Genomic DNA, 26,298 nt, shown 5'->3' on the forward strand with positions numbered 1-26,298 from the left:
CGTAGGCCGCTGTGGCCACCGGACGACCAGCCGTCCGGACGGGACTGCCCACGACCACGTCTGGCGACTACTGACCGGAGGTGTACTTCGTCGGGATGGCGATCTGCTCGCCGGCCTGCAGACCGGAGCCGTCGAGGGCGTTGAGGCTGATGACGTCCTGCACGAAGTCACGCGGGTCGGCGTTCGGCGCGGTGTCCTCGGCCAGCTGCCAGAGCGTCTCGCCCGGCTGGATCGTGACCGTGTCGAACTGCGTCCGAGCGCCACCAGCGGCGGCGTCACCGGCGGACGCCTGGCCGCCGTTGAGGACGAAGAAGGCGACGACGATGAGGAGGGGGAGCGCGGCGAGCGTCGTGAAGACGATGCGGCCGCGGCGCGTCAGGCGCAGGCGGACGCGCACGGCGGGGGCCGCGGTGCGCTGGATGTCAGCGATGGCGATGGTGCTCATGTCGTTCTTGCCTTCCCGTTCGGGTGAACCGAAGTCGTGTACCGAACATAGTTTCGAATCAGACGACGCACAAGTCCTGGGAGAGGATTTCTGCGGGGTTTTCTTGCGACACGCTCGAACAGGTGTTTGTCCGGGGTTGACCGGTCGGATACTGTTTCGATCGACTGGGACAAGTCAAACGGGGACCACCGACATTCCCGCCACGGCCGCTCAGCACCGACGAAAGCGAGACGACGTGGTGGACGAACTGCGGGGCCAGAAGCCGCTGACCGCGAAGCAGCAGACGATCCTCGACGCCATCCGCGCGTCCATCGCCTCTCGGGGCTACCCGCCGAGCATGCGCGAGATCGGCGACGCAGCCGGGCTCTCCTCGCTGTCGAGCGTGTCCCACCAGCTCGGCCAGCTCGAGCTCGGCGGCTGGATCCGCCGCGACCCGAACCGTCCCCGTGCCCTCGAGGTCCTGGTCGACGAGCCCACGCCGGACGTCACCGGACCCGACGTCGACGCCACCACGCTCGTGCCGCTGGTCGGCCGGATCGCCGCCGGTGTCCCGATCACGGCGGAGCAGCACGTCGACGAGATCGTCCCGCTCCCCCGGCAGCTCGTCGGCTCGGGCGACCTCTTCATGCTCAAGGTCGTCGGCGAGTCGATGATCGACGCCGCGATCTGCGACGGCGACTGGGTGGTCGTCCGTGCGCAGCAGACCGCCGAGAACGGTGACATCGTCGCCGCGATGCTCGACGAAGAAGCGACCGTCAAGGTCTTCCGCCAGCGCGACGGCCACACGTGGCTGCTCCCCCGCAACACCGCGTTCGAGCCGATCCTCGGCGACGCGGCCTCGGTGCTCGGCAAGGTCGTCGCGGTCCTCCGCTCGCTCTGAAGCACACCGGGCGCTGACCCGCGTTGGACGGAACCGCGGCCGGAGCGACACCCGCGCGACGGACGCGGGACGGGCCTCCCGGCCGTCAGTCGGTGCCGACCGTCAGGACGTGCAGTCGGTGCCGACCGTCAGGACGTGACGGGGGCGACCACGTACGGATCGAGCTCCGCGACCTGGCGCTGGAAGACGCGCACGCGCAGGCGCGTGCCGTCCTCGCCGTAGTCGACGGAGTCGACCGCGCCCGCGTCGTGCAGCGTGGAGACGAGGTCACCGCGGTCGTAGGGCACGACCACCGTGAGCTCGACGTCGGGCTCCGGCAGGCGCTCCTCGATGGTGCGGAGGAGCTCCGGGATGCCCTCGCCCGTGCGGGCCGACACGAAGACGGCGTCCGACGCGAGCCCGATCAGGACCAGGCGCTGTGCGTCGTCGATCAGGTCGGCCTTGTTGAACACGACGATCTCGGGGATGTCGTGCGCGCCGACGTCGCCGATGACCTCGCGCACGGTCGCGAGCTGGGCCCCGGGGTCGGGGTGCGAGCCGTCGACCACGTGCACGATGACGTCGGCCTCGCCGACCTCCTCGAGGGTGGAGCGGAACGCCTCGACCAGCTGGTGCGGCAGGTTCCGGACGAAGCCGACCGTGTCCACGAAGGTGAACTCCCGGCCCTTGGTGCTCTCGGTCCGGCGGACCGTGGCGTCCAGCGTCGCGAACAGCTGGTTCTGCACCAGCACGCCGGCGCTCGTCAGACGGTTCAGGAGCGAGGACTTGCCCGCGTTCGTGTAACCGGCGATCGCGACGCTCGGCACCTCGTTGCGGTGACGGTCGGCACGCTTCGCCTCGCGCGCAGGACGGAACCCGGCGATCTGGCGGCGGAGCTTCGACATGCGGGTGTGGATGCGACGTCGGTCGAGCTCGATCTTCGTCTCACCGGGACCACGCGAACCCATGCCCGCACCGCCGGAGACCTGACCACCGGCCTGCCGGGACATCGAGTCACCCCAGCCGCGCAGTCGTGGCAGCAGGTACTGGAGCTGCGCGAGCTCGACCTGGGCCTTGCCCTCTCGGGTCTTCGCGTGCTGGCTGAAGATGTCGAGGATCACGGCCGTGCGGTCGATGACCTTGACCTTCACGACGTCCTCGAGCGCGCGGCGCTGCGACGGGGCGAGCTCGGTGTCCGCGATCACCGTGTCGGCGCCGGTGGCCTTGACGACCATCGCGAGCTCTTCTGCTTTGCCCTTGCCGAGGTAGGTCGCCGGGTCGGGGTTCGGTCGACGCTGGAGGAGCCCGTCGAGGACTACCGCGCCGGCCGTCTCGGCCAGGGCGGACAGCTCCCGCAGGGAGTTCTCGGCGTCCTGCGCGTCACCGTGCGGGTACACGCCGATCAGGACGACCTGCTCGAGCCGCAGCTGGCGGTACTCGACCTCGGTGACGTCCTCGAGCTCGGTGGAGAGGCCGGCGACGCGGCGCAGGGCCGCGCGGTCCTCACGGTCGTACTGGTCGCCGTCGCCGTCCCACCCGTGCTCGTCGACCGAGCGGGTCTGGATCGCCTGGGCGGGGGCGAAGATGGACGATGCTGCGCGGCGGTCGGCGTTGCGCAACACCCGTTCGACGACACCGTCTGCGCTGTCGTCGTTGGTCTGGTCGTTCTGCTGATGGGTATCCGTCATCCTGTCCACAGGGTACCTCCGGCGGGCCTCGGACACACCGGGTTCCCGCTACGGTTCATCCATGGCGAACGACCACTACTTCTCCGCGAACCCGTCATCGGACACCCGCGAACGCCAGATCGACGTCACCCTCGCCGGCCGGTCGCTCACGCTGACCACGGCAGCAGGGGTCTTCAGCCCGGACGGCCTCGACCGCGGCACCCGCGTGCTGCTCGGTTCCGTCCCGCCGCCCGCGCACGACGGCGCGCTGCTCGACATCGGCTGCGGCTGGGGCCCGATCGCGATCACGATGGCGCTGCACTCCCCCAATGCGTCGGTGTGGGGCGTCGACGTCAACGAACGGGTGCTCGGTCTGGCGCGGGCCAACGCCGAGGCCGCCGGTGCGTCGAACGTCACGATCGCCCTGCCCGACGACGTCCCGGACGACCTGCGGTTCCGGACGATCTGGTCGAACCCGCCGATCCGCGTCGGCAAGGACGAACTCCACGAGATCCTGCTGACGTGGCTGCCCCGGCTCGAGGTCGAGGGCGACGCCTGGCTCGTGGTGTCGAAGGACCTCGGGGGCGACTCGTTGCAGAAGTGGCTCGTCGGTGCGCTCGGGGCAGGGTTCCACGTCGCGCGGGCGTCCACCGACAAGGGGTTCCGCGTCATCCGGGTGCACCGGACGGCGTAGGCGGGCGCGCGGCGCGCCGCGCCGGGCGCCGCGCGCCGCGCGCCGCCCGCGCCACTTCGTGAGCAGAAATGGTCGAGTCGCCGCAGCGCACCCGACCATTTCTGCTCACGAAGCGAAGCGCGCCGCGCGGCCCCGCCCCGCCCCGCGGCCCGCGGCCCCCGCACCCCGCGTCAGACCGTCAGGTCCCCGGAGAACACGAGCTCGGCGGGCCCGGACAGCGACACGTGCTCGCCGTCCTCCGCCGCGAACATCCGCACCGTCACGACGCCGCCGGGAACCCGCACGCGCCAGGTGTCCGGCGCACCGGAGCCCACCCAGTACCGCGTCGCGAGGGCCGCAGCCACCGCACCGGTGCCGCACGACAGCGTCTCGCCGCTGCCCCGCTCGTGCACCCGCATCGTGATCTCGCCGACGCCGTCGTTGATCAGGGGGTCGCCGGGCAGCACGAACTCGACGTTGGCGCCGTGCTCGGGCGCCGGGTCGAGCACGGGCAGGAACGTCAGGTCGAGGTCGGCGAGTTCGTCCTCGGTCGCGACGGCGACGACCACGTGCGGGTTGCCGACGTCGATGCCGATGCCGGGCCGGGCACCGTCGAGGTTCTTGGCGCGCACCATGACGTCGTCCGAGCCGCCGTCCTCGATGCCCAGCCCCCACCGGCCGAGGTCGGCAGCGAAGCCGTTGGTGGTCCGCTGGATGTCGACCAGGCCCTTGCGGCTGCCGACGGTCAGGGTCTCACCGGGTGCGAGCTCGACCAGACCGGACTCGGTCAGGTACCGGGCGAACACCCGGATCCCGTTGCCGCACATCTCGGCGACCGTGCCGTCGGCGTTGTGGTAGTCCATGAACCACGTCGCCGCGGGTTCGACGGCCACCAGGGTGCGACCTTCGGGGATCGCTTCGGACCGCACCGCACGGATCACGCCGTCGCCGCCCACGCCGAAGCGTCGGTCCGCGATCGCGCGGATCCGCTCGGGGGTCAGGTCGACGGTGGCGTCGGGGTCGGCGAACAGGACGAAGTCGTTGCCGGTCCCCTGGCCCTTGGTGAAGTGCAGCTCGGTCACGGGACGATCCTACGGGCCAGTTCCGACAGGTCCCCGCGGTCGGCTCCGGTGACGTCGAGGGTCTCGGCGTCGGCGTAGCGGCGGAACCAGGACACCTGCCGTCGGGCGTACTTGCGCGTCGCGATGCCGGTCGCCTCGACCGCGGCCTCGATCGTGGAGGTCTCCCGCAGCACGTCGAGCGCCTGCGAGTACCCGATCGCGGCCCGCGCGGTCTTCCCTTGCTCGATGCCCTGCTCGCGCAGAGCCGCGACCTCGTCGACGAGTCCTGCGGCGAACATCCCCGCTGCACGCGCGTGCAGCGCCGCGACCAGCTGCTCACGGTCCCGTCGCAGGTGCAGGATGCGGGACGGTCGCCACGCGCGGGGCGCGGACGGGAGGCTCGGGGTCACGACCTCGGATCGGCTCGCGATCTCGAGTGCCCGGATCAACCGCCGTGGGTTGCGTGCATCGATCGTCGCTGCGGCCGCCGGGTCCATGCCGCGGAGCCGCTCGAGCAGGATGCCCGGACCGAGCTCGTCGTGCTCGTGCTCGAGCTGCGCGCGGAGTTCCGGGTCGGTGCCGGGGAACGCCAGGTCGAACAGGACGGACGACACGTAGAGCCCGCTGCCCCCGACGAGCACGGCGACGCCGCCGTCCGCCTGGATCCGGTCCACGTCGGCTCGGGCAGCCACCTGGTACGCGGCGACGCTCGCCTCGTCGGTGACGTCGAGCACGTCGAGTTGGTGGTGCGGGATGCCGTGCCGTTCGTCGAACGACAGCTTCGCGGTGCCGATGTCCATGCCCCGGTACAGCTGCATGGCGTCGGCGTTGACGATCTCGGCGTCCCGGCCGGCGGCGCGGAGGCGTTCGGCGATCGCGATCCCGAGGTCGGACTTGCCCGTCCCGGTCGCCCCGACGACGGCGATCAGATCAGCGTCGGAGGCGTCGAGCCCGCGGTGCTGCGCCGGGTCGCGCTCGGGGCATCCGGCGGGGCCGCGCTCGGAGCCGTCCCCGACGGGGGCGTCAGCGCCCGACACGGAGCGTCGGCAGCCCGAGCGACACCGGGCGCGGACCGTCGCCGGGCGCCGCCGGGGTCGGCACGCCGCAGCTCTCGGCCTCGGCGCGGTCCCAGGCGTCGCCCGCACGGGTGCGTCGGATGCGCAGCGGAGCGTCGTCGTCGGCGATCAGGAAGTGCGGGGCCGCTCGGGTGATCTCGACCGTCACGACGTCGCCGGGTCGCGGGACCGCGGAGCCCTCCGGCACGGCGAAGTGCACGAGCCGCGAGTCCTCGGCGCGTCCGGACAACCGGCGGGTGGCGTCGTCCTTCCGCCCCTCGCCCGTCGCGACGAGGACCTCGACGCTCCGGCCGACCTGCGCGGCGTTCTCTTCCGCGGTGATGCGTTCCTGCAGCGCGACGAGCCGCTCGTACCGCTCCTGCACGACGTGCTTCGGCAGCTGGTCGTCCATCGTCGCCGCCGGGGTGCCGGGGCGGATCGAGTACTGGAACGTGAAGGCGCTGGCGAACCGAGCCTGCTCGACGACGTGCAGGGTGTCTGCGAAGTCCTCTTCCGTCTCGCCGGGGAACCCGACGATGATGTCGGTCGAGATCGCCGCGTTCGGGATCTTGGCGCGCACCCGGTCGAGGATGCCGAGGAACCGCTCGCTCCGGTAGCTCCGCCGCATGGCCTTGAGGACCCGGTCGGACCCGGACTGCAACGGCATGTGCAGCTGCGGCATGACGTTCGGGGTCTCGGCCATGGCGTCGATGACGTCGTCGGTGAAGGCTGCCGGGTGCGGGCTCGTGAAGCGGATGCGCTCGAGGCCGTCGATGGTGCCGGCCGCGCGCAGCAGCTTGCCGAACGCCTGACGGTCGCCGAACTCGACCCCGTACGAGTTCACGTTCTGTCCGAGCAGCGTGACCTCGATCGCACCGTCGTCGACGAGCGCCTGGATCTCGGCCAGGACATCGCCCGGGCGGCGGTCCTTCTCCTTGCCGCGGAGCGACGGGACGATGCAGAACGTGCACGTGTTGTTGCACCCGACCGAGATCGACACCCACCCACTGTGGGTCGAGTCACGCTTGGTCGGCAGCGTCGACGGGAACACGTCGAGCGCTTCGAGGATCTCGATCTGCGCCTCGTCGTTGTGCCGCGCACGCTCGAGCAGCGTCGGCAACGAGCCCATGTTGTGCGTGCCGAAGACCACGTCCACCCACGGCGCCTTCTCGAGGATGACGTTCTTGTCCTTCTGGGCCAGGCACCCACCGACGGCGATCTGCATGCCGGGGTGGTCGCGCTTGATGCCGGCGAGCTGTCCGAGGTTGCCGTACAGACGGTTGTCCGCGTTCTCGCGCACCGCACAGGTGTTGATCACGACGACGTCGGCCTGCTCGCCGTCCGCCGCCGTGTAGCCCGCCGCCTGCAGCGACCCGCTCAGCCGCTCGGAGTCGTGCACGTTCATCTGGCACCCGTAGGTGCGGACTTCGTAGGTGCGCTGGCGCGCTGCGACGGTGGCCATGGTCGTCCCAGTGTAGGTCGGGGCGACTACTCGAAGCGCACGGTCCCGCGGCCCGTCGGAGGGCGGCGTCCGCCGCCGTCGAGGGCCCGCTGGACGGCGATCCGCACCACGCCCGAGCCGTAGCCCTTGCGCATCAGGAACCCCGACAACCGACGCTCGGCGGTCGCACGGTCGAGCCCACGCATCTGCGGCGCACGCTTGTCGGCGAGCTCCTGGGCGCGGATGAACTCGTCGTCCTCGTCATCGGCGGCTTCGTCGAGCGCGGTGTCGATCGCGATCTGGTCGATGCCACGACGACGCAGCTCGGTGACCACGCCCTGCCGCCCCAGACCCTTGCGGGCGTGCAAGCGGTCCACCAGATCGGTGGCGAGGGCGACGTCGTCGAGCAGCCCGACGCGGGTCAGGCGTTCGATCTCGTGCTCGACCACGTCGGGGTCGAGGTCCTGCTGGGTGAGCAGTGTCCGCATCTCGGACTCGCTCACGCCCTTGCGGCCGAGCGCCCGCATGCTGAGCCGCTCGGCGTCGGCGCGCTGCTCGTCGAGGGGACGAGGGGCATCCGCAGGGTCGAGTTCTTCGCCACCGGCGATCGAGAAGACCGACGCCGTCGTGGCATCCGCCCCGTCGTCGTCGTAGCCGTCCTGCTCGGCCCGCGCGGTCCGGCCGGAACCGTCGCCGATGACCGGCGAGACCCAGTCGGCCTGTGCGCGTGGCCCGCGGATGGGCAGCGGGACGGGGGTGTCCGCATCGTCTTCGAGCACCGGCTCCGGAATGCTGGGCACCGTCTGCTCAGGTTCGGGGGTGGGCTCCGCAGCTGCCGGGGCCCGACGACGGGACCTCGCACCGAACAGGTCGGTGACCGGTGCGAGGCCGTCGTCGTCGTGGTCGGTGCTCACGCGCCCTTGCGCTCCGCGAGCTTCGGCGCGATCGACTCGACCGGAGCCTCTTCCGCCTTGGCGCCACCGACGCCGAGCTTGGCGAGGATCTTGCCCTCGATCTCAGCCGCCGTGTCGGGGTTCTGGATCAGGAAGGAACGCGAGTTCTCCTTGCCCTGCCCGAGCTGGTCGCCGTCGTAGGTGTACCAGGCACCCGACTTCTTGACGATGCCGTGGTCGACACCGAAGTCGAGCAGCGAGCCTTCGCGCGAGATGCCGACGCCGTACAGGATGTCGAACTCAGCCTGCTTGAAGGGCGGCGCCATCTTGTTCTTGACGACCTTGACACGCGTGCGGTTGCCCACCGCGTCGGTGCCGCTCTTGAGCGTCTCGATGCGACGGATGTCGAGGCGGACGGACGCGTAGAACTTCAGCGCCTTACCGCCCGAGGTGGTCTCCGGGGAACCGAAGAACACACCGATCTTCTCGCGCAGCTGGTTGATGAAGATCATCGTGGTCTGCGTCTGGTTCAGCCCACCGGCGAGCTTGCGCAGCGCCTGGGACATGAGGCGGGCCTGCAGACCGACGTGGGAGTCACCCATCTCGCCCTCGATCTCGGCGCGCGGCACCAGTGCTGCGACCGAGTCGATCACGATGAGGTCGATCGAGCCGGAGCGGACGAGCATGTCCGCGATCTCGAGCGCCTGCTCGGCGGTGTCCGGCTGCGACACGAGCAGGGCGTCGATGTCGACACCGAGCTTCTTGGCGTACTCCGGGTCGAGCGCGTGCTCGGCGTCGATGAAGGCCGCGATGCCACCGGCGCGCTGGGCGTTGGCGATGGCGTGGATGGTGAGGGTCGTCTTGCCCGAGGACTCCGGGCCGTAGATCTCGACGATGCGGCCGCGGGGCAGTCCCCCGATGCCGAGCGCGACGTCGAGCGCCACCGACCCGGTCTGGATGACGTTGACGGGGGCGCGTTCGTCCGAACCGAGGCGCATGATCGCACCCTTGCCGAACTGCCTGTCGATCTGTGCGAGTGCGGTCTCGAGGGCCTTTTCGCGGTCTGCCGGTGATGGCATGGGGTGCTCCTTCGTGCTCGTGTTCGGCCGCCTGTAGGCTGTCGCGTCCACGCCGGCCGGTGGTGCAAGGCCGATGGTTCTGCGACAAGGCTTCGGGCTGTTCCCGATGTCCATCAACCTATGGCTGGCCACCGACATCACTGCCGACGGTCACGCGATCTGTGGATGGAACACCCGGGCGACGCCGCTGTGGAGGAACGTACCACCGATCGAACACCCGTTCGAGCAACACGCCGAACACAGTTTCGGGCGATGACGGCGGCGCGACGGAGCGCGGACGCCTCAGTTCTGCGGCTCGGCCAACCCCTTGCCGTGCCGCCGGTCGAGTGGGACGTCCTGCGAGTCACAGAGGGCGTCCCACACCCGGCGGGCGTCGATGCCGGCGGCGAGGGCGTCCACGGCCGAGCGGCCGCCGAGGTCCTCGAGCACGACGTCACGGCTGACCACGGACCCGTAGGCCTCGCCGAACACCTGGTCGACGGCACGCCAGAACTCACTCACCCGCATCCGACAAGCCTAAAGCGTCCCCGGATGCAGAACGCCCCCGCCGGGAGGTTCCGGCGGGGGCGGTCAGTGCGAGGCGCTCAGCGCACCGCGAGGTCGTTGTCGAACTCGGCGACGAGGTCGTCCGGGAGCGTGTCGGGGACGGGAGTGAGTCCCTCGACGATCGCGAGGCGGTCGCCCACCTCGCGCATGATCGTGGAGATGGGGGTGTCCAGCGCATCCGCGACGGACGCGAGGATTTCCGAGCTGGCCTCTTTCTGACCACGCTCGACCTCACTGAGGTACCCGAGAGCCACACTGGCCTTGGACGCGACCTGACGGAGGGTCCGGCCCTTCTGCAAGCGGAAGTCCCGAAGCACATCGCCGATTTCCTGACGAACGAGAACCATGAGAACTCCTCCTCTCTGTCGTCTCCGCGCCCGCCCGATCCGGAGGATCGAGTTCGGGTTCAGCAACTTTAGCGTTGCCGGTTGAAGCATGCTAACCAGGCTGGCTGCCGTCCTGCTGGAGATTGCGTGAGATGTAACCCAGTGGAAACGGGACCTATTCCCGGCCCCGGACCACGGACGACATCCGTGTCAGGAGTTCGGAGACGGACGCCGTGCGGATTGCACCGCGGTCCCCGTCGAGGTGGAGTTCCCAGGCAGTGGCACCGTCCGCCGACGCGACGCCGACGAACACGGTGCCGACCGGCTTGCCGTCCTGCGGGTCCGGCCCGGCGACACCGGTCGTACTGATCCCCCACGTCGCCGGCTCACCATCGACGGACAGCGCGATGCGGACACCGGCCGCCATCTGCCGCGCGACCTCGGGATCGACGGCCCCGTTGGCCGCAAGCAACGCCGACGACACCCCGAGCACCGTGTGCTTGACGGGCGTCGCGTAGGCCACGACTCCCCCGCGCACCACGGCGCTCGCCCCCGGAACGCCGACGAGCGTCGACACCACCAACCCGCCGGTGAGCGACTCCGCCACGGCGACGGTCTCACCGCGACGCGTCAGGTCGGCGACCAGGTCCTGCGCGATCGCGTCGACCGTGTCGGCAGGGCCGGGAGGCACGGCGCCGGTCGCGTCGTCGGCCTGCGTCACACGGTGGTCCGGTTGTGCTTCCACGCCTGGTACAGGTAGTCGATGCCACTGAGCACGGTCGCCAGGAAGGCGGCGCTCATCAGCACCACGTTCACCCAGTGCGCCCAGTCACCGACGAGCTCCCACCACGGGAAGAGTGCCGACGTCAGGGCGACGGCCTGCAGCACGGTCTTGATCTTGCCGCCACGACTGGCCGGGATCACCCGGTCCGACAGCACCGCGAAGCGGAACACCGTGATGCCGATCTCGCGCACCATGATGAGCACCGTCACGTACCAGGGCAGCTCGGCCAGGATCGACAGGGCGACGAGCGCGCCACCGATCAGGACCTTGTCGGCGATCGGGTCGACGAGCTTGCCGAAGTCGGTGACCAGGTTCTGCCGCCGGGCGATGATGCCGTCGGCGCTGTCGGTCACGATCGCGACGACGAAGACGATCGCCGCCCAGATGCGCAGCGGGCCGTCGTTGCCGGCGTCGGTGAGGAGCAGCACGAAGAACAGCGGCGCCATGAGGATGCGCACCACGGTGATGATGTTCGCGACGTTCGCCGTCGATGCGGGGCCGGGACCCTTGCGGAGCAGTCGCCCGCGCCAGGGGAACTTCGCGCCGTGTGTCGTGGCGCCGTCCGTCGTCTCCGTGCCGTCCGAGGCGGTCATCGCCTTCACTCCCTGCCCGTCAGTCCCCACGCGTCCTCATCGGGCTCGTCGTGCACTTCATCGTACCCGCGGGTCATGTCGCCCACGGGGTCGGCGCCGTAGCGGTCGCCGTCGTCACTGGGGCCGGGCACGGGGGCCACGGGCGCCGGAGCAGCCGGCGGCTCCTCGCCGCGGAGCTTCGCGAGCACCGCGGGCAGCTGGTCGGTGGTGACGAGCACGTCGCGGGCCTTCGACCCCTCGGACGGACCGACGATGTCGCGGGACTCCATCAGGTCCATCAGGCGACCGGCCTTGGCGAAGCCGACCCGGAGCTTGCGCTGCAGCATCGAGGTCGAGCCGAACTGCGTCGAGACGACCTGTTCGACCGCCGCGAGCAGCAGTTCGAGGTCGTCGCCGATGTCGGCGTCGATCTCCTTGCGCTCGACCACGGCCTGGACGTCCTGGCGGTACTCGGGCTGGGCCTGGCGGGTGACGTGCTGGACGACCTCGGCGACCTCGCCCTCCTGCACCCACGCTCCCTGCACGCGCAGGGACTTCGACGATCCCATCGGCAGGAAGAGCGCGTCGCCCTGGCCGATGAGCTTGTCCGCGCCGGGCTGGTCGAGGATGACACGGGAGTCCGTGACGCTCGTCACCGCGAAGGCGATGCGGGACGGCACGTTCGCCTTGATCAGGCCGGTGATGACGTCCACCGACGGGCGCTGCGTCGCGAGCACCAGGTGGATGCCGGCGGCACGGGCGAGCTGGGTGATGCGGACGATCGACTCCTCGACGTCGCGCGGGGCGACGAGCATGAGGTCCGCGAGCTCGTCGACGACGACGAGCAGGTACGGGTACGGCTTGAGCTTCCGCTCGCTGCCGGCGGGCAGGACGATCTCGTTGTTCTCGATCGCCTTGTTGAAGTCGTCGACGTGGCGGAACCCGAACGACGCCAGGTCGTCGTACCGCATGTCCATCTCCTTCACGACCCACTGCAGCGCTTCGGCCGCCTTCTTCGGGTTCGTGATGATGGGCGTGATGAGGTGCGGGACACCCGCGTAGATCGAGAGCTCGACGCGCTTCGGGTCGACCAGGACCATGCGGACCTCGGACGGTTTCGCCCGCATGAGCAGCGACGTGATCATCGAGTTGATGAAGACCGACTTGCCGGAACCGGTCGAACCGGCGACGAGCAGGTGCGGCATCTTCGCCAGGTTCGCGACGACGAAGCCACCCTCGACGTCCTTGCCGACGCCGATCGTCATCGGGTGCTTCGACTTCCGCGCCGCGTTCGAGCGCAGCACGTCGCCGAGGGACACGATCTCGCGGTCGGAGTTCGGGATCTCGACACCGATGGCGCTCTTGCCCGGGATCGGCGAGAGGATCCGGACCTCGTTGGAGGCCACCGCGTACGACAGGTTCTTCGACAGCGCCGTGACGCGCTCGACCTTGACACCCGGGCCGAGCTCGATCTCGTAGCGGGTGACCGTCGGACCGCGGGAGAACCCGGTGACCTTCGCGTCGACCTTGAACTCCGTCAGCACGCCGGTGATGGCGGCGACGATGTCGTCGTTCGCCTGGCTGCGAGCGACCGAGGGGGTGCCGGAGCTCAGGGTGGTGGCGGCCGGCAGGCGGTACGGCTTCGACGGGTCGTCGTCGGTCGCCGCCGCGGAGAGTTCCTCGGGCTCGTCGACGACCGGGTCCTCGACGAGGGGTGCCGCGACCACGTCGGGCACCGCGGGGCGGATCGCCGCGGTCGGCTCCGGACGCGCGGGGACGTCGGTGCCGAAGTCCCGCAGGGCCTGCTCGGCGACCTGCAGGTCCTGTTCGACGGAGTCGTTGAGGTTGACCGACGCGGGTTCGGCCGGTGTCAGGTCCACGAGACCGGCCGCAGCGCCCGCGTTCGGGTTGCCCACCGGGGCAGCGGGTGCAGCCGCCGCGGCGGGCGGGGCCGTCGGTGCGACACCGGTGGCCGGGGGCAGGACGGGGCTGTCGTACGCCGGGTCCTCTTCGCGCCCGGACTTGTTCCGCCGCCACCACGGCACGTTGTCGCCGCCGGCGTCACCGTCGGCAGCGGCCTGCTCCTCGCCGAAGCCGAGGTCGTCGAACAGCTGGAAGTCGGTGTCGCCCTTCTTGCCGCGCTTGGTCGTCTTGGTGCGGGAGGCGGGTGCGGCTGCTGCCGCTTCGACCTCGGGCTCGGCGGCCGGGGCCGGCGCACCGAACAGGTACGCGTACAGCTCGTGCAGCCGACGCCCGACCTTGTTCGGCGGCGTCTTGGTGATGATGAAGAGGGAGAGCACGAGCAGCACGATCGCCACCGGGACCGCGACCCAGGCGGTCGCGATCGTGACGAGCCAGCCGATCACGACCCAGCCGAGCACACCGCCGGCCGCAGCCAGGGCGGGCATGCCGTCCGCTGCGCTCGGCTGCCCGCCGAAGACGTGGCAGAGCGAGGCGATCGCGACGAGCAGGATCCCGAGGCCGATGCCGATCCGGGTGTTGTCGTGCACCGAGGCCGGGTGCCGGAACAGCCATCCGGCGAACACGATCATGATCACCGGCAGGGCGAACGCCAACCGACCGAACAGCCCGCCGAACGTGTACGCGTCGAGGGCGACCGACACGCCGTTCGTCGGGTTGAGCCACTCGACGACCGCGCCGGCGATGGCCAGCACGAACAGCAGGAACGGGAACCCGTCACGCCGCTGGTCCTTCTCGAGGGACTCCTTGCCGAGCAGTCGGAACATCGCGCCGACGCCGTGCGCCATCGCGAGCCAGAACGTCACGAGCGGGTTCTGCTCGCGGAACACCGGTGTCGGTGCCGCCTGCGGCAGCTTCTTCGTCGTGGCCTGGGTGCGCGACGAACCGCGCGTCCCGTTCCCACGGGACGACGTGGACGCGCGCGAGCGCGTGGTCGACTTGGTGCCTCCGGCCATGGGCAGAACCCTAATCCCCACTCAGGACAAACCAAGGGAGGCCCGCCGCAGCATCCGTGACGGACGCTGGACGGGCCTCCCGGTCGACCGCGATGAACGCGACTGACGCGACTGACGCGCTACGCCTCGATGACCACCGGGACGATCATCGGACGACGACGGTGCTTGGTGTTGACCCAGCGGCCGACCGTACGGCGGACGACCTGCGCGAACGCGTGCGAGTCGCGCGTGCCGTTGGCGGCCGCCTCGGCGATCGCCTTGGCGATCTGGGGACGGACGTCGTCGAACACGGAGTCGTCCTCGGCGAAGCCGCGCGACTGGATCTCCGGGCCGATGACGCACTGGCCGGTGGTGAAGTCCACCGCGGCGAAGACCGAGATGAAGCCCTCTTCGGACAGCACGCGGCGGTCCTTGAGGTCGGCGTCGGTGATCTCGCCCACGGTCGAGCCGTCGACGTACACGTAGCCGATGTCGAGCTGCCCGGCGACCGTCGCGACGCCGTCCTTCAGGTCGACGACGATGCCGTCCTGCCCGAGGATCACGTTGCGCGGCGGCACACCCGTCTGGATCGCCAGGTCGGCGTTCGCGTACAGGTGGCGGTGTTCGCCGTGCACGGGCAGGACGTTGCGCGGACGCAGGATGTTGTAGCAGTAGAGCAGTTCGCCGGCCGAGGCGTGTCCGGAGACGTGCACCTTGGCGTTGCCCTTGTGCACGACCTTCGCGCCGAGCTTCGTCAGCCCGTCGATGACGCGGTACACGGCGTTCTCGTTGCCCGGGATCAGCGACGAGGCGAGGATGACGGTGTCGCCCTCGCCGATCTCGATCTGGTGCTCGAGGTTCGCCATGCGCGCGAGCACGGCCATCGGCTCGCCCTGCGACCCAGTCGACATGTAGACGATCTGGTCGTCGGGGACGTTCTTCGCCTTCTTGGTGTCGATGAGGACGTTCTCGGGCACGCGGAGGTAGCCGAGGTCGGCGGCGATGGTCATGTTGCGGATCATCGAGCGCCCCATGAACGCGACCTTGCGGTTCGCGGCCGCGGCTGCGTCGAGGACCTGCTGCACACGGTGCACGTGCGACGAGAAGCTCGCCACGACGACCTTCTTGCGGGCGCGCGTGATGATGTTCTCGAGCACCGGGCCGATGTCGCGCTCGGGCGCGGTGAAGCCCGGCACGTCGGCGTTCGTGGAGTCCGGCAGGAACAGGTCGACGCCGGCCTCGCCCAGACGGGCGAACGCACGGAGGTCGGTGATGCGGTCGTCCAGCGGGAGCTGGTCCATCTTGAAGTCACCCGTGTGCAGGACACGACCGGCGGGGGTCGTGATCGCGACGGCGAGGGCGTCCGGGATGGAGTGGTTCACGGCCACGAACTCGAGGTGGAACGGGCCGAGCTGCTCGGTCTGGTCCTCGGCCACGACGAGCGTGTACGGCTTGATCCGGTGTTCCTTGAGCTTCGCCTCGACGAGCGCGAGGGTCAGCGTGGAGCCGATCAGCGGGATGTCGTCGCGGAGCTTCAGCAGGTACGGGACGGCACCGATGTGGTCCTCGTGGCCGTGCGTGAGCACGACACCGAGGACGTCGTCGAGACGGTCACGGATCGGCGCGAAGTCCGGCAGGATCAGGTCGACCCCGGGCTGGTGCTCCTCGGGGAAGAGCACGCCGGCGTCGACGATGAGGAGCTTGCCCTCGTACTCGTAGACGGTCATGTTGCGACCGATCTCGCCGAGTCCCCCGATGGGGATGACGCGGAGGGTGCCGGGTTCGAGCGGCTGCGGTGTGGAGACTTGTGTGGGCATTCGGTCCTACGGATTCAGGCGACGCGCGAGGAGCGCGCCGCGGTGTTCGCTAGCGGGTGGTGCCTGGCACCTTTGGCAGTGCGCCGCCGGCCGCAGCGTTGCGGTCGGGGCGGAAGTTCGAGAAGTCGGCGCCGGGCACGTCGCGCACGGCTTCGAGTGAGGTCTCGATGGCGTACGCCTCGGAGTCCTCGGGGCCGACGAGCGGCAGACGGACGCGGGGGCTGCCGATGCGACCGAGCCCGTGCAGGATGTACTTCGCCGCGACCGTGCCGGGCACGTGGGTCATCACGGCGCGGACGAGGGGCTCGACGCGCTTGTGCTCGGCGGTGGCGGTCGCCAGGTCGCCGCGGTTCACGGCGTCGATGATGGTGCGGTACGGCGTGCTCGTGATGTTCGCGGTGACGCCGATCAGGCCCGTCGCGCCGATCGACAGGTGCGGGAGCACGTTGGTGTCGTCGCCGGAGAAGTACATGAGGTCGGTGTTGTTGAGCACGCGGGACACCTCGGCGAAGTCGCCCTTGGCGTCCTTCACGGCGAGGATGTTCGGGTGGTGCGACGCCCGCACGATCGTCTCGTACGTGATCGGGATGCCGGTGCGCCCCGGGATGTCGTACAGGATCACCGGCAGGTCGGTGGCGTCGGCGATCATCCGGAAGTGGGTGAGCACACCCGACTGGGTCGGCTTGTTGTAGTACGGCGTGACGATCATCACACCGTCCGCGCCGGCCTTCTCGCTCTGCTTGTACAGGTGGATCGCGTGCGCGGTCTCGTTCGACCCGCCACCCGTGATGATCTTCGCGCGGCCGGCGGCGACGGACTTGCCGACCTCGACCAGACGGAGCTTCTCGGGGTCGGTCAGGGTGCTCGTCTCGCCGGTCGTGCCGGTGACGACGATGCCGTCGGCGCCGGCCGTGATGCAGTCGTCGATGTGCTGCTCGACGCCGGGCCAGTCGACCTCACCGTCGGCCGTGAACGGGGTCACGAGGGCGACGAGGACCTGACCGAAGGGATTCTCACGCGGGGACACGGGCACCAGCGTACCGGGGATGGGCGCGATGGCCGCCGTCCGGGCGGACGGTCGCCTGCCTGCGGCGCGGACGGGAGGCCCGGATCGCCTCCGTCCTGCCGCTCACGCCCGGTGTCGCGCGCGCCCGGCGGTGTCCGGAACCTGGTTCCGCGCCAGCTGCGCCCCGCTGCGGTCTTCGCGCCCCGACTCTTCGGGGCGCGGCGCCCGCACGGGGCGCGCGGCGCACACCGACGCGGCGCCCGCACGCTCAGGCGCTGCTCCGGCGCCACTCGAGGAAGCGGTAACGGGTCCCGGTGCGGGACACCTGCCACGGGCCCTCGTCGGTGAGCGTCCAGCCGGCCGACTCGCCGAGCGTCGGTGCGACGGTGTCGCCGGGCACGTCGACGTCGATGACGGTCTCGGACACCCGGTCGGCACGGTCCAGCGCCGCGGCGTAGACCTGGCCGCCGCCGATGACCCAGACGGGGCTGTCGGCACCGTCGGCACCGTCGAGCGCGGCGCGGAGGTCGTGCACGACCTCGGCGCCGTCGGCGGTCCAGGACGCGTCGCGGGTCAGCACCACGTTGCGCCGACCGGGCAGCGGGCGGAAGCGTTCCGGCAGGGACTCCCAGGTGCGACGGCCCATGAGCACCGTGGCGTCGCCGGTGACCTGCTTGAAGTGCGCGAGGTCCTCGGGCACGTGCCAGGGCATGCCGCCGTCGGCCCCGATGACCCCGTCGGTCGACCGGGCCCAGACCATGCCGATCATCAGACGGCGACCGCGCCCTTGATCGCCGGGTGGTGGTGGTAGCCGACGACGGTGAAGTCCTCGTACTCGTAGTCGTCGATCGAGTCGCGCGGCGCGAGCTCGAGCGTCGGCAGGGCGTACGCCGTGCGGGACAGCTGCTCCTCGACCTGCTCGACGTGGTTGTCGTAGACGTGGCAGTCGCCGCCGGTCCAGACGAAGTCGCCGACCTCGAGCCCGGTCTGCGCGGCGATCATGTGGGTGAGCAGGGCGTAGGACGCGATGTTGAACGGGACGCCGAGGAACATGTCGGCGCTGCGCTGGTAGAGCTGGCACGAGAGCTTGCCGTCGTTGACGTAGAACTGGAAGAACGCGTGGCACGGGGCGAGCGCCATGTCCGGGATCTCGGCGACGTTCCACGCCGAGACGATGAGCCGGCGGCTGTCCGGGTTCGTGCGGATCTGGTCGATGACCTGGGCGATCTGGTCGACGTGCTCGCCGGACGGGGTCGGCCACGAGCGCCACTGCACGCCGTAGACGGGGCCGAGGTCGCCGTCCTCGTCCGCCCACTCGTTCCAGATCCGGACACCGTGCTCCTGCAGCCAGGTGGCGTTGCCGTCGCCGCGTAGGAACCAGAGCAGCTCGTACGCGATCGACTTGAAGTGCACGCGCTTCGTGGACACGAGCGGGAAGCCCTTCGACAGGTCGTAGCGGAGCTGCGCGCCGAACAGGCTGCGGGTCCCGGTGCCGGTGCGGTCACCCTTCGGCGTGCCCTCGGTCAGGACCCGGCGGAGCAGGTCCTCGTACGGGGTCGGCACGGTGGGGTCGGGCTGCACGGTCTCGCTGTCGCTCACACACAGAAGCCTACGTCGGCGTGAGTAGCGTTGCCGGCATGGCAGACACGGCGGCAGAGCCCCTCTCGATCCTGATCGCCGGCGCGTCCGGTTTCATCGGCACCCCGCTCGTCCGCGCGCTGCGCGAGGCGGGCCACCACGTGACCACGCTCGTCCGGCGCGAGCCGCACACGGCCACCGAGTTCCGCTGGGCTCCGGGTCGCCGGCCGCTCGACCCGGCCATCGTCGACGGTGCCGACGTGGTGATCAACCTGGCGGGGGCGAACATCGGCAAGCTGCCCTGGACCGCGAAGTACCGCGAGGAGATCCGACGCTCCCGCGTCGACGCGACCGACACCCTGGTCGAGGCCATGCGGCACGCCAGCACTCCCCCGGCGCTGTTCCTGTCCGGATCGGCGTCCGGCGTGTACGGCGACCGCCCGGCGGACGTCCTGCAGGACGACGCGGCCCCCGGCACCGGGTTCCTCGCCGAGGTCTGCACCGCGTGGGAATCCGCGGCGAACGCTGCCCCGGACGGCGTCCGCGTGGTGACCCTGCGCACGGGCATCGTGATCGGCGAGGGCGGCGGCGCGCTCGCACCCCTCATCCCGCTCACCCGGGCAGGGCTCGGCGGTCGCCTCGGCACCGGCGGGCAGCACTGGCCGTGGATCGCACTCGAGGACGAGGTCGGGGCGATCGTGCACCTGGCGACGAGCCCGTCGGCGTCCGGTGTCAGCGGACCGGTGAACCTCTCCGGGCCGGAAGCCGTCGTCGCCGACCGCATCACGAAGCGCGTCGCCGAGGACCTGCACCGGCCGTACCTGTTCCGGATCCCGGAGTTCGCGCTGCGCCTCGCGCTGCAGGACGCCGCCGACGAGATGCTGCTGTCGAGTCAGCGGATGGTGCCGACGAAGCTGCTCGAGTCCGGCTACACGTTCCGGTACACGCGTGCCGTGGACGCCGTCGACGCGGTCCTCTGACCAGGTCTCAGGCGCTCGATCGCGACAGGGCCGTGCGCATCGCGGCTCGAGCGCGCTTGCGGTCCCCCGCGGCGTCGTAGACCACCCCGAGCCGGTACCAGGCGCGCCAGTCCGCCGGGTCCTGCTCGACGGCGGCCTTGTACTGCGGGAAGAGCTCGTCAGCGGCCTCGCGCGTCGGACGCCCGGACGGACGCACGGGCACGACGTCCTCCGGTGCACCGCCCTCGGCCTCGAGCCGGGAGCCGAGCCGGGTGATCCGGATGCCGAAGCGGAACTCGAGCACGAGCAACAGCGCCCCGATCGCGGCGACGACGAACAGGGCGACGCCGATGCCGATTCCGATCGGGATGCCGGTGGCGATGAACGCCACGGCCCGCTGCCCGACGAGCACGATGTAGAGCGCCAACAGCAGGGTCATCAGCGCTGCGCCCCAGAACGGCGACCGGATCGCGCGGCCGGCCCGCGCTGCACGTCCCACCGGGTCAGCCGATGCCGAGGACGCTGCCGAGGCCCACGGTGAGCCCGCGGGCGGATCCGAGGGCGGACAACGCCGCACGGATCCCGGCGACGTAGGCGACGTCGTCGTTGGTGTCGTGCCGGATCGTCAGGGTCTCGCCGGGGCCGCTGAGCAGGACGTCCTGCACGGCCTTCACCCCGGGCAGCCGGAGCGAGTGGATCGGCACGCTCGCCACCTGCTGGCCGCGGGCGCGCTGGTCGACGTGCGGGGCCTCGACCGGGCCGACGTCGCGACGGGCCTCGGCGATGAGCTCGGCGGTGCGCACCGCGGTGCCGGACGGCGAGTCGATCTTGCCGGCGTGGTGCGTCTCGACGATCTCGACCGAGGGGAACCACGGCGCGGCGATGGTGGCCAGGTGAGTGCCGAGCACCGACCCGATCGAGAAGTTCGGCACCACGAGGACGCCCTGGTCGGGACGCTCCTGCAGGGCGGTACGGAGCTTCGCGAGACGGTCGGCGGACCACCCGGACGTGCCGACGAGGACGTTCGCCCCGCTCGACAGCGCGTTCTCGACGATCGCGGGGCTGAGCGCCGGCACCGTCACGTCCACGACGAGCGCGGCACCGCCGAACACCGACGGCGGTGCTTCGTGGGCACCGTCCTTCGACGACAGGCGGGCGACGAGCTCGAACTCCGGGAGTTCCTCGACGACGGAGGCCACGAGGCCCCCGAGACGACCGGTGGCGCCGACGACGGCGACGGGAGTGACCATGCGGTCCATCCTAGGATCGACGCATGTCAGTCGAGGTCAGGACCGTGCCGGCCGATCTGCCCGAGGTCGACGTCCTGCTCGACGCGTACCTCGACGAGCGCGAGGCGACGTTCCCCAGTGCGCAGGGCGCGTACTCGCGGAAGCGCACCCCGGCGGCGGAGTTCACGCCGCCGAACGGGGTCTTCGCGGTGGCGTACGACGGCGGGGTCGCGGTCGGCTGCGGCGGCCTTCGGCGGATCGCGGACGACCCCGACGCGACCACCACGGACGTCCGGTTCGAGGTCAAGCACGTCTTCGTCACCCCGGCGGGACGGGGCAAGGGCGTGGCCACGGCGCTGATGGACGCGCTCGAACGGGAAGGCGCCGCGCTGGGGGCGACGAGCATCGTGCTGGACACGAACGACTCGCTCGTCGCGGCGGGCACGATGTACCGCAGCCGGGGTTACGAGCGTGTCGCGCCGTTCAACGACAATCCGAACGCGACCACCTGGTTCCGCAAGCCGGTCTCCCGCTAGACGGGCTGGTCGACCGGCAGCCCGGTGCGGAGCTCCACCGGCAGGTGGGCCAGGTCGTTCAGGGCGACCACCTCGGCCGGTTTCGCGGAACGGATCCGGATGATCGTGAGCGCGGTGTGCGCGACGTTCGTGCCCATCCAGCGCCACTCGGGTGCCTGGAACGCCTCGCGCACGAACCAGCCGATCACGGCGTTGTGGGTGATGAGCAGGTCGTGCCGGTCCTCGCGCGCCGGGGTGAACCACTCGGAGACGGCGTCGCCCATCTGCGCCTGGCCGGCGATGATCTCCTCTTCCGTGACGCCGCCGTACCAGCCCTGGTAGGCGTGCGGCATGTCCGGGGTCGGGCCGGAGGGGACGCAGTCGAACAGCAGCGTCGACGGTTCGGGCTGGATCGACGGCAGTCGCTGCGCCAGGAACGCGGCGGTCTCGCTCGGGGCCTCCAACGGGGAGTGGTACACGCCGTCGAACGGCAGCCCGCCGAGACGGTCGGCGACGAGCATGGCCTGGCGCTTGCCGCGTTCCGACAGCTTGCCGTCGCGGAGGCCGTGCTCGGCGTCCTGGTGTTCGCCGTGCCGGACGAGGTACAGGTAGTGCGACATGTCCGTGCTCAGCTGCCCATCCCGATCGCTGCGGCGAGCTCGTCCTGCTGCACCGCCCCGACCACCGACGTGATCGTCGGGCGGGTCAGGAGGTCGCGGGCGAGTTCGAGCACGCCGTCGGTGGTGACCCGGTCGACACGCTCCAGTGCGGTCGACAGGTCGGTGTACTCCCCGGTGCCGAGCTCGGACCGGCCGAGGCGGGTCATCCGGGCGTCGGAGTCCTCGAGCGAGAGCGTCAGGGCGCCCTCGATCTGGCCCTTGGCGCGGCGGAGCTCGTCGTCGGTGATGCCGTCGTCCACCATGCGGCGGAACTCGGCGTCGATGATATCGATGACCCCGGGGACGTTGTCGGGCGCACAGCCCGCGTAGACGCCGAAGGCGCCGTTGTCGAGGTAGGCGGGCGCGAAGGACGACACCGCGTAGGCGAGGCCGCGTCGCTCGCGGACCTCTTGGAAGAGCCGGGAGCTCATGCCCCCGCCGAGCACGGCGTTCAGGACGCTGAGGGACGGCCGCCGGTCGTCGCGCAGGTCGAGTCCCTGCGAGCCGCGCAGCATGCTGACCTGCTCCGTCGGACGGTGGACCACCGACAGCTTGGGCTCGATGGGGTCGGCGACGGTCTGTGGCGTTCGTCGTGCGAGCGGCTCGGCGGGCGGGGCGTCGTGGAACACCGCGGCGACCGCGTCGCAGAACCGGTCGTGGTCGACGGCACCGGCGGCGGTCACGACGATGCCGTTCGGTGCGTAGTGCTCGCGGTAGTGGGCCAGGACCTCGTCCCGCTGGACCGCGCGGATGCTGTCCGGGGTCCCGCCGATCGGGCGGCCGAGCGCGTGTCCGCCGAAGGCCGCGGCGAAGAACGCTTCACCCGCGACGTCGGCCGGGTCGTCGGCGGCCATCGCGAGTTCTTCGAGGATGACGCCGCGCTCGACGGCGAACGCCTCCGGGTCGAGCACGGAGCCGGTCACCATGTCACCGATGACCTGCACGGCCATCGGGACGTCGGCGTCCCGGACCCGTGCGTAGTAGCAGGTGTACTCCTTGGCCGTCGCGGCGTTGTGCTCGCCGCCGACCGAGTCGAACGCGATCGCGATGTCGAGCGCCGACCGGGTCTCGGTGCCCTTGAACAGCAGGTGCTCGAGGAAGTGGGTCGATCCGAACTGGCCGTCGCGTTCGTCGCGCGAACCGACGCCGACCCAGAACCCGATGCTCGTCGAAGCGGCACCGGGCACGGCTTCGGTCAGCACCCGGACACCCGACGGCAGCACGGTGCGGCGGACGAAGGCTCCTCCGGACGTCAGGAAGGACGTGTCCGGGGCCCCGAGCGGCAGTGGCACTGGCTGGTTCATCGCAGACGAGCCTACTGATGCTCCGGAGCCCACCGCCCAGTTTCCACAGGCCGACGGACTGCCACTCGAAGAGGGGTACAGAAATTGCGGACAGACCGACTCGTCTGTCTGTCCTCCTTGTGGTACAGTCGTTCACGCCGGATCGAAAGCCCCCCTAAGTTCCGATCCGGCGGCTCGGGACATCAGTCCTCGCGGCCACGAGTCCCCCCACTCGTCCGCGGAGCCGATGAACCAAGGAGCCACGCTGTGACGGTCGATTCCCCCCAACCGGCCGTCCAGCGTCTCCCTGGTCCGAGCACGAACCTCGCGTCGCCGGACGGGTCGAGCGTCCCCCCGACTCCCCGCTCCGGCGGCGCGAAGGTCCGCATCCTCGAGACGGCCACGCGACTCTTCTACGAAGAGGGCATCCACAGCGTCGGCGTCGACCGCCTCATCTCCGAGGCGAGCGTCACGAAGGCGACGTTCTACAAGCACTACGGGTCGAAGGACAACCTGATCCTCGCCTACATCCGCACGCAGCACGAGCGCGTGCAGGAACGCCTGGAACAGCTCGTCACCGACGCCGGCTCCTCCGCCGCAGCGGTCCGCGCGTGGGTCGCCGCCCTGGCGGACGAGGTCAACGACCCCGACTTCCGCGGGTGCGCGTTCCTCAACGCCGCCGCCGAGTACCACGACCCCCGCGACCCCGTGCGCGAGGTGGTCGCCACCCACCGCGACTGGTACACCGACCGGCTCGCCACCCTGCTGCAGGAGTCCGGCCACCAGCTGCCGGGCGACGGTGCCGACGAGCTCATGCTCGCGCGCGACGGTGCGATGGCCGGCGCCTACTCCGGTGACGCCATCGCGGCGACAGCAGCGCTCGGTCGCGTCGTCGACCGCGTCCTCGCCGCCTGACCGGCGGCGTCGGGGCCCCTCCCGGCTGCGGCCCGTCTGCCGCCCGCCTGCCGCGAAAGCGACAGTCTGCCGCGAACTGTTCGCGGCACACTGTCGCCCTCGCGGCACGGACCCGCCGACGTGACGGACATCCGTCGCTTTCGCGACCACGAGCGGACGGGAGGCACGGTGCCAGCTGGCACCGTGCCTCCCGTCCGCACTGTGGTCGCGCTCACCGCGACCGGTCGCGTCGCGCGGATCAGGCCGGTCCGGTGGAGCTCCCGGGGTTGCCGCTCGAGACGATCGACCCGTTGACGCCGTCCGGGAAGAACCCGCCCTTGTCGATCTGGTTCGGGTTCAGGAACACCACGTTCAGGACACGCTCCGCGGTGCGGCCGTAGGCGAGCGAGTTCGAGTCCGTCGGCACGAGGTTCACCGCTCCCGACCGGGTCGTCACACCCTGGTCGTCGTCGGTCGGACCGTCGAGCGAGTCACGGGCGTCGGAGATCTTGTTCGCCGGCACCTGCAGCCCCTTGTCCGAGAGCTTCGACCGGATGATCCCGGCGTGGTAGGCCTCGACGGCGAGGATGCCCGCCGCGGCACTGAGGTACGTCTTGCTGGTGATGAGCGGCGCGGCCCCCTTGTAGGCGGTGACCCCGACGTCCTCGAAGATGTACGCCCCGAGCAGGAAGTTCTCCTCGCTGGCGAACGGGTCGAAGGTGCCGGTCGGGCCGACCACACCCGCAGCGCGCGCCGCCGCGGTGAAGCTCGACACGAGGTCGATCTTCGGACGTGAGACCTTCGCACCGCCGAGGGCGGATCGGAGGAACGCAACGTGCGCGCGCTCGTCGTTCGCGATCTCGGTGGCGATGCCGCGGATGGCCGCGGTCTTGAACGGTACCTTCTTGCCACCGATCACCGGCCCCTGCGGGTCGATGCCGGTGATCATGCTGTCGGCGAGGCCCGCGCCGAACACGGCACGCAGGTAGAACTCGGCCTCGAGGTACTCGAGGTTCAGGGCGAAGTTGAGGATGGCGGCGTCGGAGACGGCACCGTCCTCTTCCGGGGTGGCGGTGGCGCGGTCGGTGGTGAGCACCGACGAGCCGAGCGCGGCGATGCCGGCTGAGGCGCCGGCGACGCCGGCGGCTGCGAAGAACCGTCGTCGGTCGAGCGCGTTCTCGGCGCTGCGATCGATGGCGTGGTGGATGAAACGCTTGTCGAACATCGTTGTCCTCATGTCGTGCTGGCAGCACGGGACCCCACCGACGCTGCAGGGAAACGGGTCGGTCGAGCCGCGATCGGCGGGATGGTCGATCGTGCGGCGAAGATACCCCCGAACAGGGGGCGCTTCCACCGTTCCGGGTCATTCGGCGGAGTTCGGACAGGGCGACCGCACCGGGCCGCCGATCGGGCGGCCGCGTCGGGCGGCCGCCGAGGCTGTGGGTGTTGGCTGGGCGCATGGCCAACGACCCCAACTGGAACCTCCCCGAGGTCCCCTCGTTCACCCTGACCAGCCCCGACTTCACCGACGGCGGCGCCCTGCCGACTTCGGCGCGCGGCACCGACGCGGGTGGCGAGGACCGCTCCCCCGCACTCGAGTGGTCCGGCGCTCCCGAGGGCACGAAGAGCTTCGTGCTCACCGTGTACGACCCCGACGCCCCGACCGGTTCGGGCTTCTGGCACTGGAGCCTGACGGACATCCCGGGCTCGGCGACCTCACTGCCCGCCGGCGCCGGTACCGACGACGCCCTGCTGCCGGCGGAGGCCCTGCGCCGCCGCAACGAGTTCGGTACCGACACGTTCCTCGGCGCCGCTCCGCCCGCGGGCCACGGCGTGCACCGCTACTTCTTCACCCTGAGCGCCCTCGACGTGCCCCTGCTCGAGGCTCCGGCCGACGCGACCCCCGCGGTCGTCGGGTTCGTGCTGCGCGAGCACCTGCTCGGCCGCGCGCAGCTCGTCGGCACGCAGGAGACCCCCGCCGCGTAGGACGACCCCGCAACGACGAACGGCCGCCGCCCCGGAAGGGACGACGGCCGTTCGTG

Annotated in this window: 27 protein-coding genes; 6 read left to right on the plus strand and 21 right to left on the minus strand. The window is 70.7% G+C overall.

Annotated features, from left to right (window positions below; genetic code table 11):
- Positions 1 to 67 precede the first annotated feature (67 nt).
- Positions 68 to 445 (minus strand): LysM peptidoglycan-binding domain-containing protein, encoded by a 378-nt coding sequence (locus ITJ69_RS06270; protein WP_111084603.1) that lies wholly within the window; start codon positions 443 to 445, stop codon positions 68 to 70.
- A gap of 235 nt (positions 446 to 680) precedes the next feature.
- On the opposite strand from ITJ69_RS06270, the gene lexA reads away from it, so the two are divergent.
- Positions 681 to 1,325 carry a transcriptional repressor LexA gene (lexA, locus tag ITJ69_RS06275; RefSeq protein WP_123293903.1) on the plus strand — a complete coding sequence of 215 codons (645 nt, stop codon included), beginning with the start codon at positions 681 to 683 and terminating at the stop codon, positions 1,323 to 1,325.
- 128 nt (positions 1,326 to 1,453) lie between these two features.
- Here the strand turns inward: lexA and hflX are convergent, their stop codons facing one another.
- Positions 1,454 to 2,992: a GTPase HflX gene (hflX, locus tag ITJ69_RS06280; RefSeq protein ID WP_194672328.1), complete on the minus strand. Its 1,539-nt coding sequence runs from the start codon at positions 2,990 to 2,992 to the stop codon at positions 1,454 to 1,456.
- Positions 2,993 to 3,053: 61 nt separating this feature from the next.
- Between hflX and ITJ69_RS06285 the strand changes: the two genes are divergently transcribed.
- Positions 3,054 to 3,665, plus strand: coding sequence for a class I SAM-dependent methyltransferase (locus ITJ69_RS06285; protein ID WP_194672329.1), 612 nt, complete (start codon positions 3,054 to 3,056; stop codon positions 3,663 to 3,665).
- A gap of 170 nt (positions 3,666 to 3,835) precedes the next feature.
- Here ITJ69_RS06285 and dapF read toward each other — a convergent pair whose 3' ends face one another.
- The 14 genes from dapF to ITJ69_RS06355 all read right to left on the minus strand — a co-directional run bounded on the left by dapF (position 3,836) and on the right by ITJ69_RS06355 (position 18,738).
- A complete protein-coding gene (dapF, locus tag ITJ69_RS06290) occupies positions 3,836 to 4,726 on the minus strand; it encodes a diaminopimelate epimerase (protein WP_123938803.1) in 891 nt (296 codons plus the stop codon).
- Positions 4,723 to 5,634, minus strand: coding sequence for a tRNA (adenosine(37)-N6)-dimethylallyltransferase MiaA (miaA, locus tag ITJ69_RS06295; protein ID WP_194672408.1), 912 nt, complete (start codon positions 5,632 to 5,634; stop codon positions 4,723 to 4,725). Before miaA ends, dapF begins: the two co-directional genes overlap by 4 nt.
- Positions 5,635 to 5,728: 94 nt before the next feature.
- Complete coding sequence (gene miaB, locus ITJ69_RS06300) at positions 5,729 to 7,222, minus strand: tRNA (N6-isopentenyl adenosine(37)-C2)-methylthiotransferase MiaB (protein WP_194672330.1); 1,494 nt, start codon at positions 7,220 to 7,222, stop codon at positions 5,729 to 5,731.
- A gap of 26 nt (positions 7,223 to 7,248) precedes the next feature.
- Entirely contained in the window at positions 7,249 to 8,115 is an 867-nt protein-coding gene (locus tag ITJ69_RS20910) for a regulatory protein RecX (protein ID WP_123673447.1), read from the minus strand.
- Positions 8,112 to 9,173 carry a recombinase RecA gene (gene recA / locus ITJ69_RS06310; RefSeq protein WP_111084595.1) on the minus strand — a complete coding sequence of 354 codons (1,062 nt, stop codon included), beginning with the start codon at positions 9,171 to 9,173 and terminating at the stop codon, positions 8,112 to 8,114. Before recA ends, ITJ69_RS20910 begins: the two co-directional genes overlap by 4 nt.
- Positions 9,174 to 9,455: 282 nt before the next feature.
- Complete coding sequence (locus ITJ69_RS06315; protein WP_111084594.1) at positions 9,456 to 9,680, minus strand: DUF3046 domain-containing protein; 225 nt, start codon at positions 9,678 to 9,680, stop codon at positions 9,456 to 9,458.
- 77 nt (positions 9,681 to 9,757) lie between these two features.
- Positions 9,758 to 10,066 carry a helix-turn-helix domain-containing protein gene (locus tag ITJ69_RS06320; RefSeq protein ID WP_027464765.1) on the minus strand — a complete coding sequence of 103 codons (309 nt, stop codon included), beginning with the start codon at positions 10,064 to 10,066 and terminating at the stop codon, positions 9,758 to 9,760.
- Between the two features lie 154 nt (positions 10,067 to 10,220).
- Positions 10,221 to 10,766: a CinA family protein gene (locus ITJ69_RS06325; RefSeq protein WP_323743015.1), complete on the minus strand. Its 546-nt coding sequence runs from the start codon at positions 10,764 to 10,766 to the stop codon at positions 10,221 to 10,223.
- Positions 10,763 to 11,431, minus strand: coding sequence for a CDP-diacylglycerol--glycerol-3-phosphate 3-phosphatidyltransferase (gene pgsA / locus ITJ69_RS06330; RefSeq protein WP_194672410.1), 669 nt, complete (start codon positions 11,429 to 11,431; stop codon positions 10,763 to 10,765). The genes ITJ69_RS06325 and pgsA overlap by 4 nt, the downstream gene beginning before the upstream one ends.
- Entirely contained in the window at positions 11,428 to 14,337 is a 2,910-nt protein-coding gene (locus ITJ69_RS06335; protein WP_194672331.1) for an FtsK/SpoIIIE family DNA translocase, read from the minus strand. Before ITJ69_RS06335 ends, pgsA begins: the two co-directional genes overlap by 4 nt.
- Positions 14,338 to 14,456: 119 nt before the next feature.
- The gene (locus ITJ69_RS06340; protein ID WP_131878632.1) at positions 14,457 to 16,133 is read right to left on the minus strand and encodes a ribonuclease J; all 1,677 of its coding nucleotides are present in this window, start codon (positions 16,131 to 16,133) and stop codon (positions 14,457 to 14,459) included.
- Between the two features lie 49 nt (positions 16,134 to 16,182).
- On the minus strand, positions 16,183 to 17,160 hold the full coding sequence (dapA, locus tag ITJ69_RS06345) for a 4-hydroxy-tetrahydrodipicolinate synthase (RefSeq protein WP_111084638.1): 978 nt from the start codon (positions 17,158 to 17,160) through the stop codon (positions 16,183 to 16,185).
- A gap of 247 nt (positions 17,161 to 17,407) precedes the next feature.
- Complete coding sequence (locus ITJ69_RS06350; protein WP_123938807.1) at positions 17,408 to 17,908, minus strand: dihydrofolate reductase; 501 nt, start codon at positions 17,906 to 17,908, stop codon at positions 17,408 to 17,410.
- Positions 17,908 to 18,738 (minus strand): thymidylate synthase, encoded by an 831-nt coding sequence (locus tag ITJ69_RS06355; protein ID WP_134194208.1) that lies wholly within the window; start codon positions 18,736 to 18,738, stop codon positions 17,908 to 17,910. The genes ITJ69_RS06350 and ITJ69_RS06355 overlap by 1 nt, the downstream gene beginning before the upstream one ends.
- Before the next feature lie 38 nt (positions 18,739 to 18,776).
- On the opposite strand from ITJ69_RS06355, the gene ITJ69_RS06360 reads away from it, so the two are divergent.
- Complete coding sequence (locus tag ITJ69_RS06360) at positions 18,777 to 19,697, plus strand: TIGR01777 family oxidoreductase (RefSeq protein WP_123938808.1); 921 nt, start codon at positions 18,777 to 18,779, stop codon at positions 19,695 to 19,697.
- A gap of 7 nt (positions 19,698 to 19,704) precedes the next feature.
- Here the strand turns inward: ITJ69_RS06360 and ITJ69_RS06365 are convergent, their stop codons facing one another.
- Together ITJ69_RS06365 and ITJ69_RS06370 are read right to left on the minus strand one after the other, a co-directional pair.
- A complete protein-coding gene (locus ITJ69_RS06365) occupies positions 19,705 to 20,175 on the minus strand; it encodes a tetratricopeptide repeat protein (RefSeq protein ID WP_374114422.1) in 471 nt (156 codons plus the stop codon).
- A gap of 4 nt (positions 20,176 to 20,179) precedes the next feature.
- Entirely contained in the window at positions 20,180 to 20,926 is a 747-nt protein-coding gene (locus tag ITJ69_RS06370) for a 4-hydroxy-tetrahydrodipicolinate reductase (protein ID WP_228505012.1), read from the minus strand.
- Between the two features lie 23 nt (positions 20,927 to 20,949).
- Here ITJ69_RS06370 and ITJ69_RS06375 point away from each other — a divergent pair, with 23 nt between their 5' ends.
- Positions 20,950 to 21,441, plus strand: coding sequence for a GNAT family N-acetyltransferase (locus ITJ69_RS06375; RefSeq protein WP_194672332.1), 492 nt, complete (start codon positions 20,950 to 20,952; stop codon positions 21,439 to 21,441).
- Here the strand turns inward: ITJ69_RS06375 and ITJ69_RS06380 are convergent.
- Together ITJ69_RS06380 and ITJ69_RS06385 are read right to left on the minus strand one after the other, a co-directional pair.
- Positions 21,438 to 22,040 (minus strand): histidine phosphatase family protein, encoded by a 603-nt coding sequence (locus tag ITJ69_RS06380; protein ID WP_111084585.1) that lies wholly within the window; start codon positions 22,038 to 22,040, stop codon positions 21,438 to 21,440. The two genes, ITJ69_RS06375 and ITJ69_RS06380, sit on opposite strands and share 4 nt — an antisense overlap.
- Positions 22,041 to 22,048: 8 nt before the next feature.
- Positions 22,049 to 23,383: a M16 family metallopeptidase gene (locus ITJ69_RS06385; protein ID WP_194672333.1), complete on the minus strand. Its 1,335-nt coding sequence runs from the start codon at positions 23,381 to 23,383 to the stop codon at positions 22,049 to 22,051.
- Positions 23,384 to 23,629: 246 nt separating this feature from the next.
- Here ITJ69_RS06385 and ITJ69_RS06390 point away from each other — a divergent pair, with 246 nt between their 5' ends.
- A complete protein-coding gene (locus ITJ69_RS06390) occupies positions 23,630 to 24,277 on the plus strand; it encodes a TetR/AcrR family transcriptional regulator (protein ID WP_134194202.1) in 648 nt (215 codons plus the stop codon).
- Positions 24,278 to 24,515: 238 nt separating this feature from the next.
- Here the strand turns inward: ITJ69_RS06390 and ITJ69_RS06395 are convergent, their stop codons facing one another.
- Positions 24,516 to 25,481, minus strand: coding sequence for a ferritin-like domain-containing protein (locus ITJ69_RS06395; protein WP_194672334.1), 966 nt, complete (start codon positions 25,479 to 25,481; stop codon positions 24,516 to 24,518).
- 233 nt (positions 25,482 to 25,714) lie between these two features.
- Between ITJ69_RS06395 and ITJ69_RS06400 the strand changes: the two genes are divergently transcribed.
- A complete protein-coding gene (locus tag ITJ69_RS06400; protein ID WP_111084582.1) occupies positions 25,715 to 26,242 on the plus strand; it encodes a YbhB/YbcL family Raf kinase inhibitor-like protein in 528 nt (175 codons plus the stop codon).
- The last annotated feature ends 56 nt before the right edge of the window (positions 26,243 to 26,298 follow it).

This window comes from Curtobacterium sp. VKM Ac-2887 (assembly GCF_015350935.1).
Taxonomy (GTDB): domain Bacteria; phylum Actinomycetota; class Actinomycetes; order Actinomycetales; family Microbacteriaceae; genus Curtobacterium.

Excerpts from the sequence above, each read along its gene's own strand:
- ITJ69_RS06270 (WP_111084603.1), bottom strand. The coding sequence starts at position 445 with ATGAGCACCATCGCCATCGCTGACATCCAGCGCACCGCGGCCCCCGCC.
- hflX (WP_194672328.1), bottom strand. The coding sequence starts at position 2,992 with ATGACGGATACCCATCAGCAGAACGACCAGACCAACGACGACAGCGCA.
- ITJ69_RS06285 (WP_194672329.1), top strand. The coding sequence starts at position 3,054 with ATGGCGAACGACCACTACTTCTCCGCGAACCCGTCATCGGACACCCGC.
- miaB (WP_194672330.1), bottom strand. The coding sequence starts at position 7,222 with ATGGCCACCGTCGCAGCGCGCCAGCGCACCTACGAAGTCCGCACCTAC.
- recA (WP_111084595.1), bottom strand. The coding sequence starts at position 9,173 with ATGCCATCACCGGCAGACCGCGAAAAGGCCCTCGAGACCGCACTCGCA.
- ITJ69_RS06315 (WP_111084594.1), bottom strand. The coding sequence starts at position 9,680 with ATGCGGGTGAGTGAGTTCTGGCGTGCCGTCGACCAGGTGTTCGGCGAG.
- ITJ69_RS06320 (WP_027464765.1), bottom strand. The coding sequence starts at position 10,066 with ATGGTTCTCGTTCGTCAGGAAATCGGCGATGTGCTTCGGGACTTCCGC.
- ITJ69_RS06335 (WP_194672331.1), bottom strand. The coding sequence starts at position 14,337 with ATGGCCGGAGGCACCAAGTCGACCACGCGCTCGCGCGCGTCCACGTCG.
- ITJ69_RS06340 (WP_131878632.1), bottom strand. The coding sequence starts at position 16,133 with ATGCCCACACAAGTCTCCACACCGCAGCCGCTCGAACCCGGCACCCTC.
- ITJ69_RS06350 (WP_123938807.1), bottom strand. The coding sequence starts at position 17,908 with ATGATCGGCATGGTCTGGGCCCGGTCGACCGACGGGGTCATCGGGGCC.
- ITJ69_RS06360 (WP_123938808.1), top strand. The coding sequence starts at position 18,777 with ATGGCAGACACGGCGGCAGAGCCCCTCTCGATCCTGATCGCCGGCGCG.
- ITJ69_RS06370 (WP_228505012.1), bottom strand. The coding sequence starts at position 20,926 with ATGGTCACTCCCGTCGCCGTCGTCGGCGCCACCGGTCGTCTCGGGGGC.
- ITJ69_RS06375 (WP_194672332.1), top strand. The coding sequence starts at position 20,950 with ATGTCAGTCGAGGTCAGGACCGTGCCGGCCGATCTGCCCGAGGTCGAC.
- ITJ69_RS06380 (WP_111084585.1), bottom strand. The coding sequence starts at position 22,040 with ATGTCGCACTACCTGTACCTCGTCCGGCACGGCGAACACCAGGACGCC.
- ITJ69_RS06385 (WP_194672333.1), bottom strand. The coding sequence starts at position 23,383 with ATGAACCAGCCAGTGCCACTGCCGCTCGGGGCCCCGGACACGTCCTTC.
- ITJ69_RS06395 (WP_194672334.1), bottom strand. The coding sequence starts at position 25,481 with ATGTTCGACAAGCGTTTCATCCACCACGCCATCGATCGCAGCGCCGAG.
- ITJ69_RS06400 (WP_111084582.1), top strand. The coding sequence starts at position 25,715 with ATGGCCAACGACCCCAACTGGAACCTCCCCGAGGTCCCCTCGTTCACC.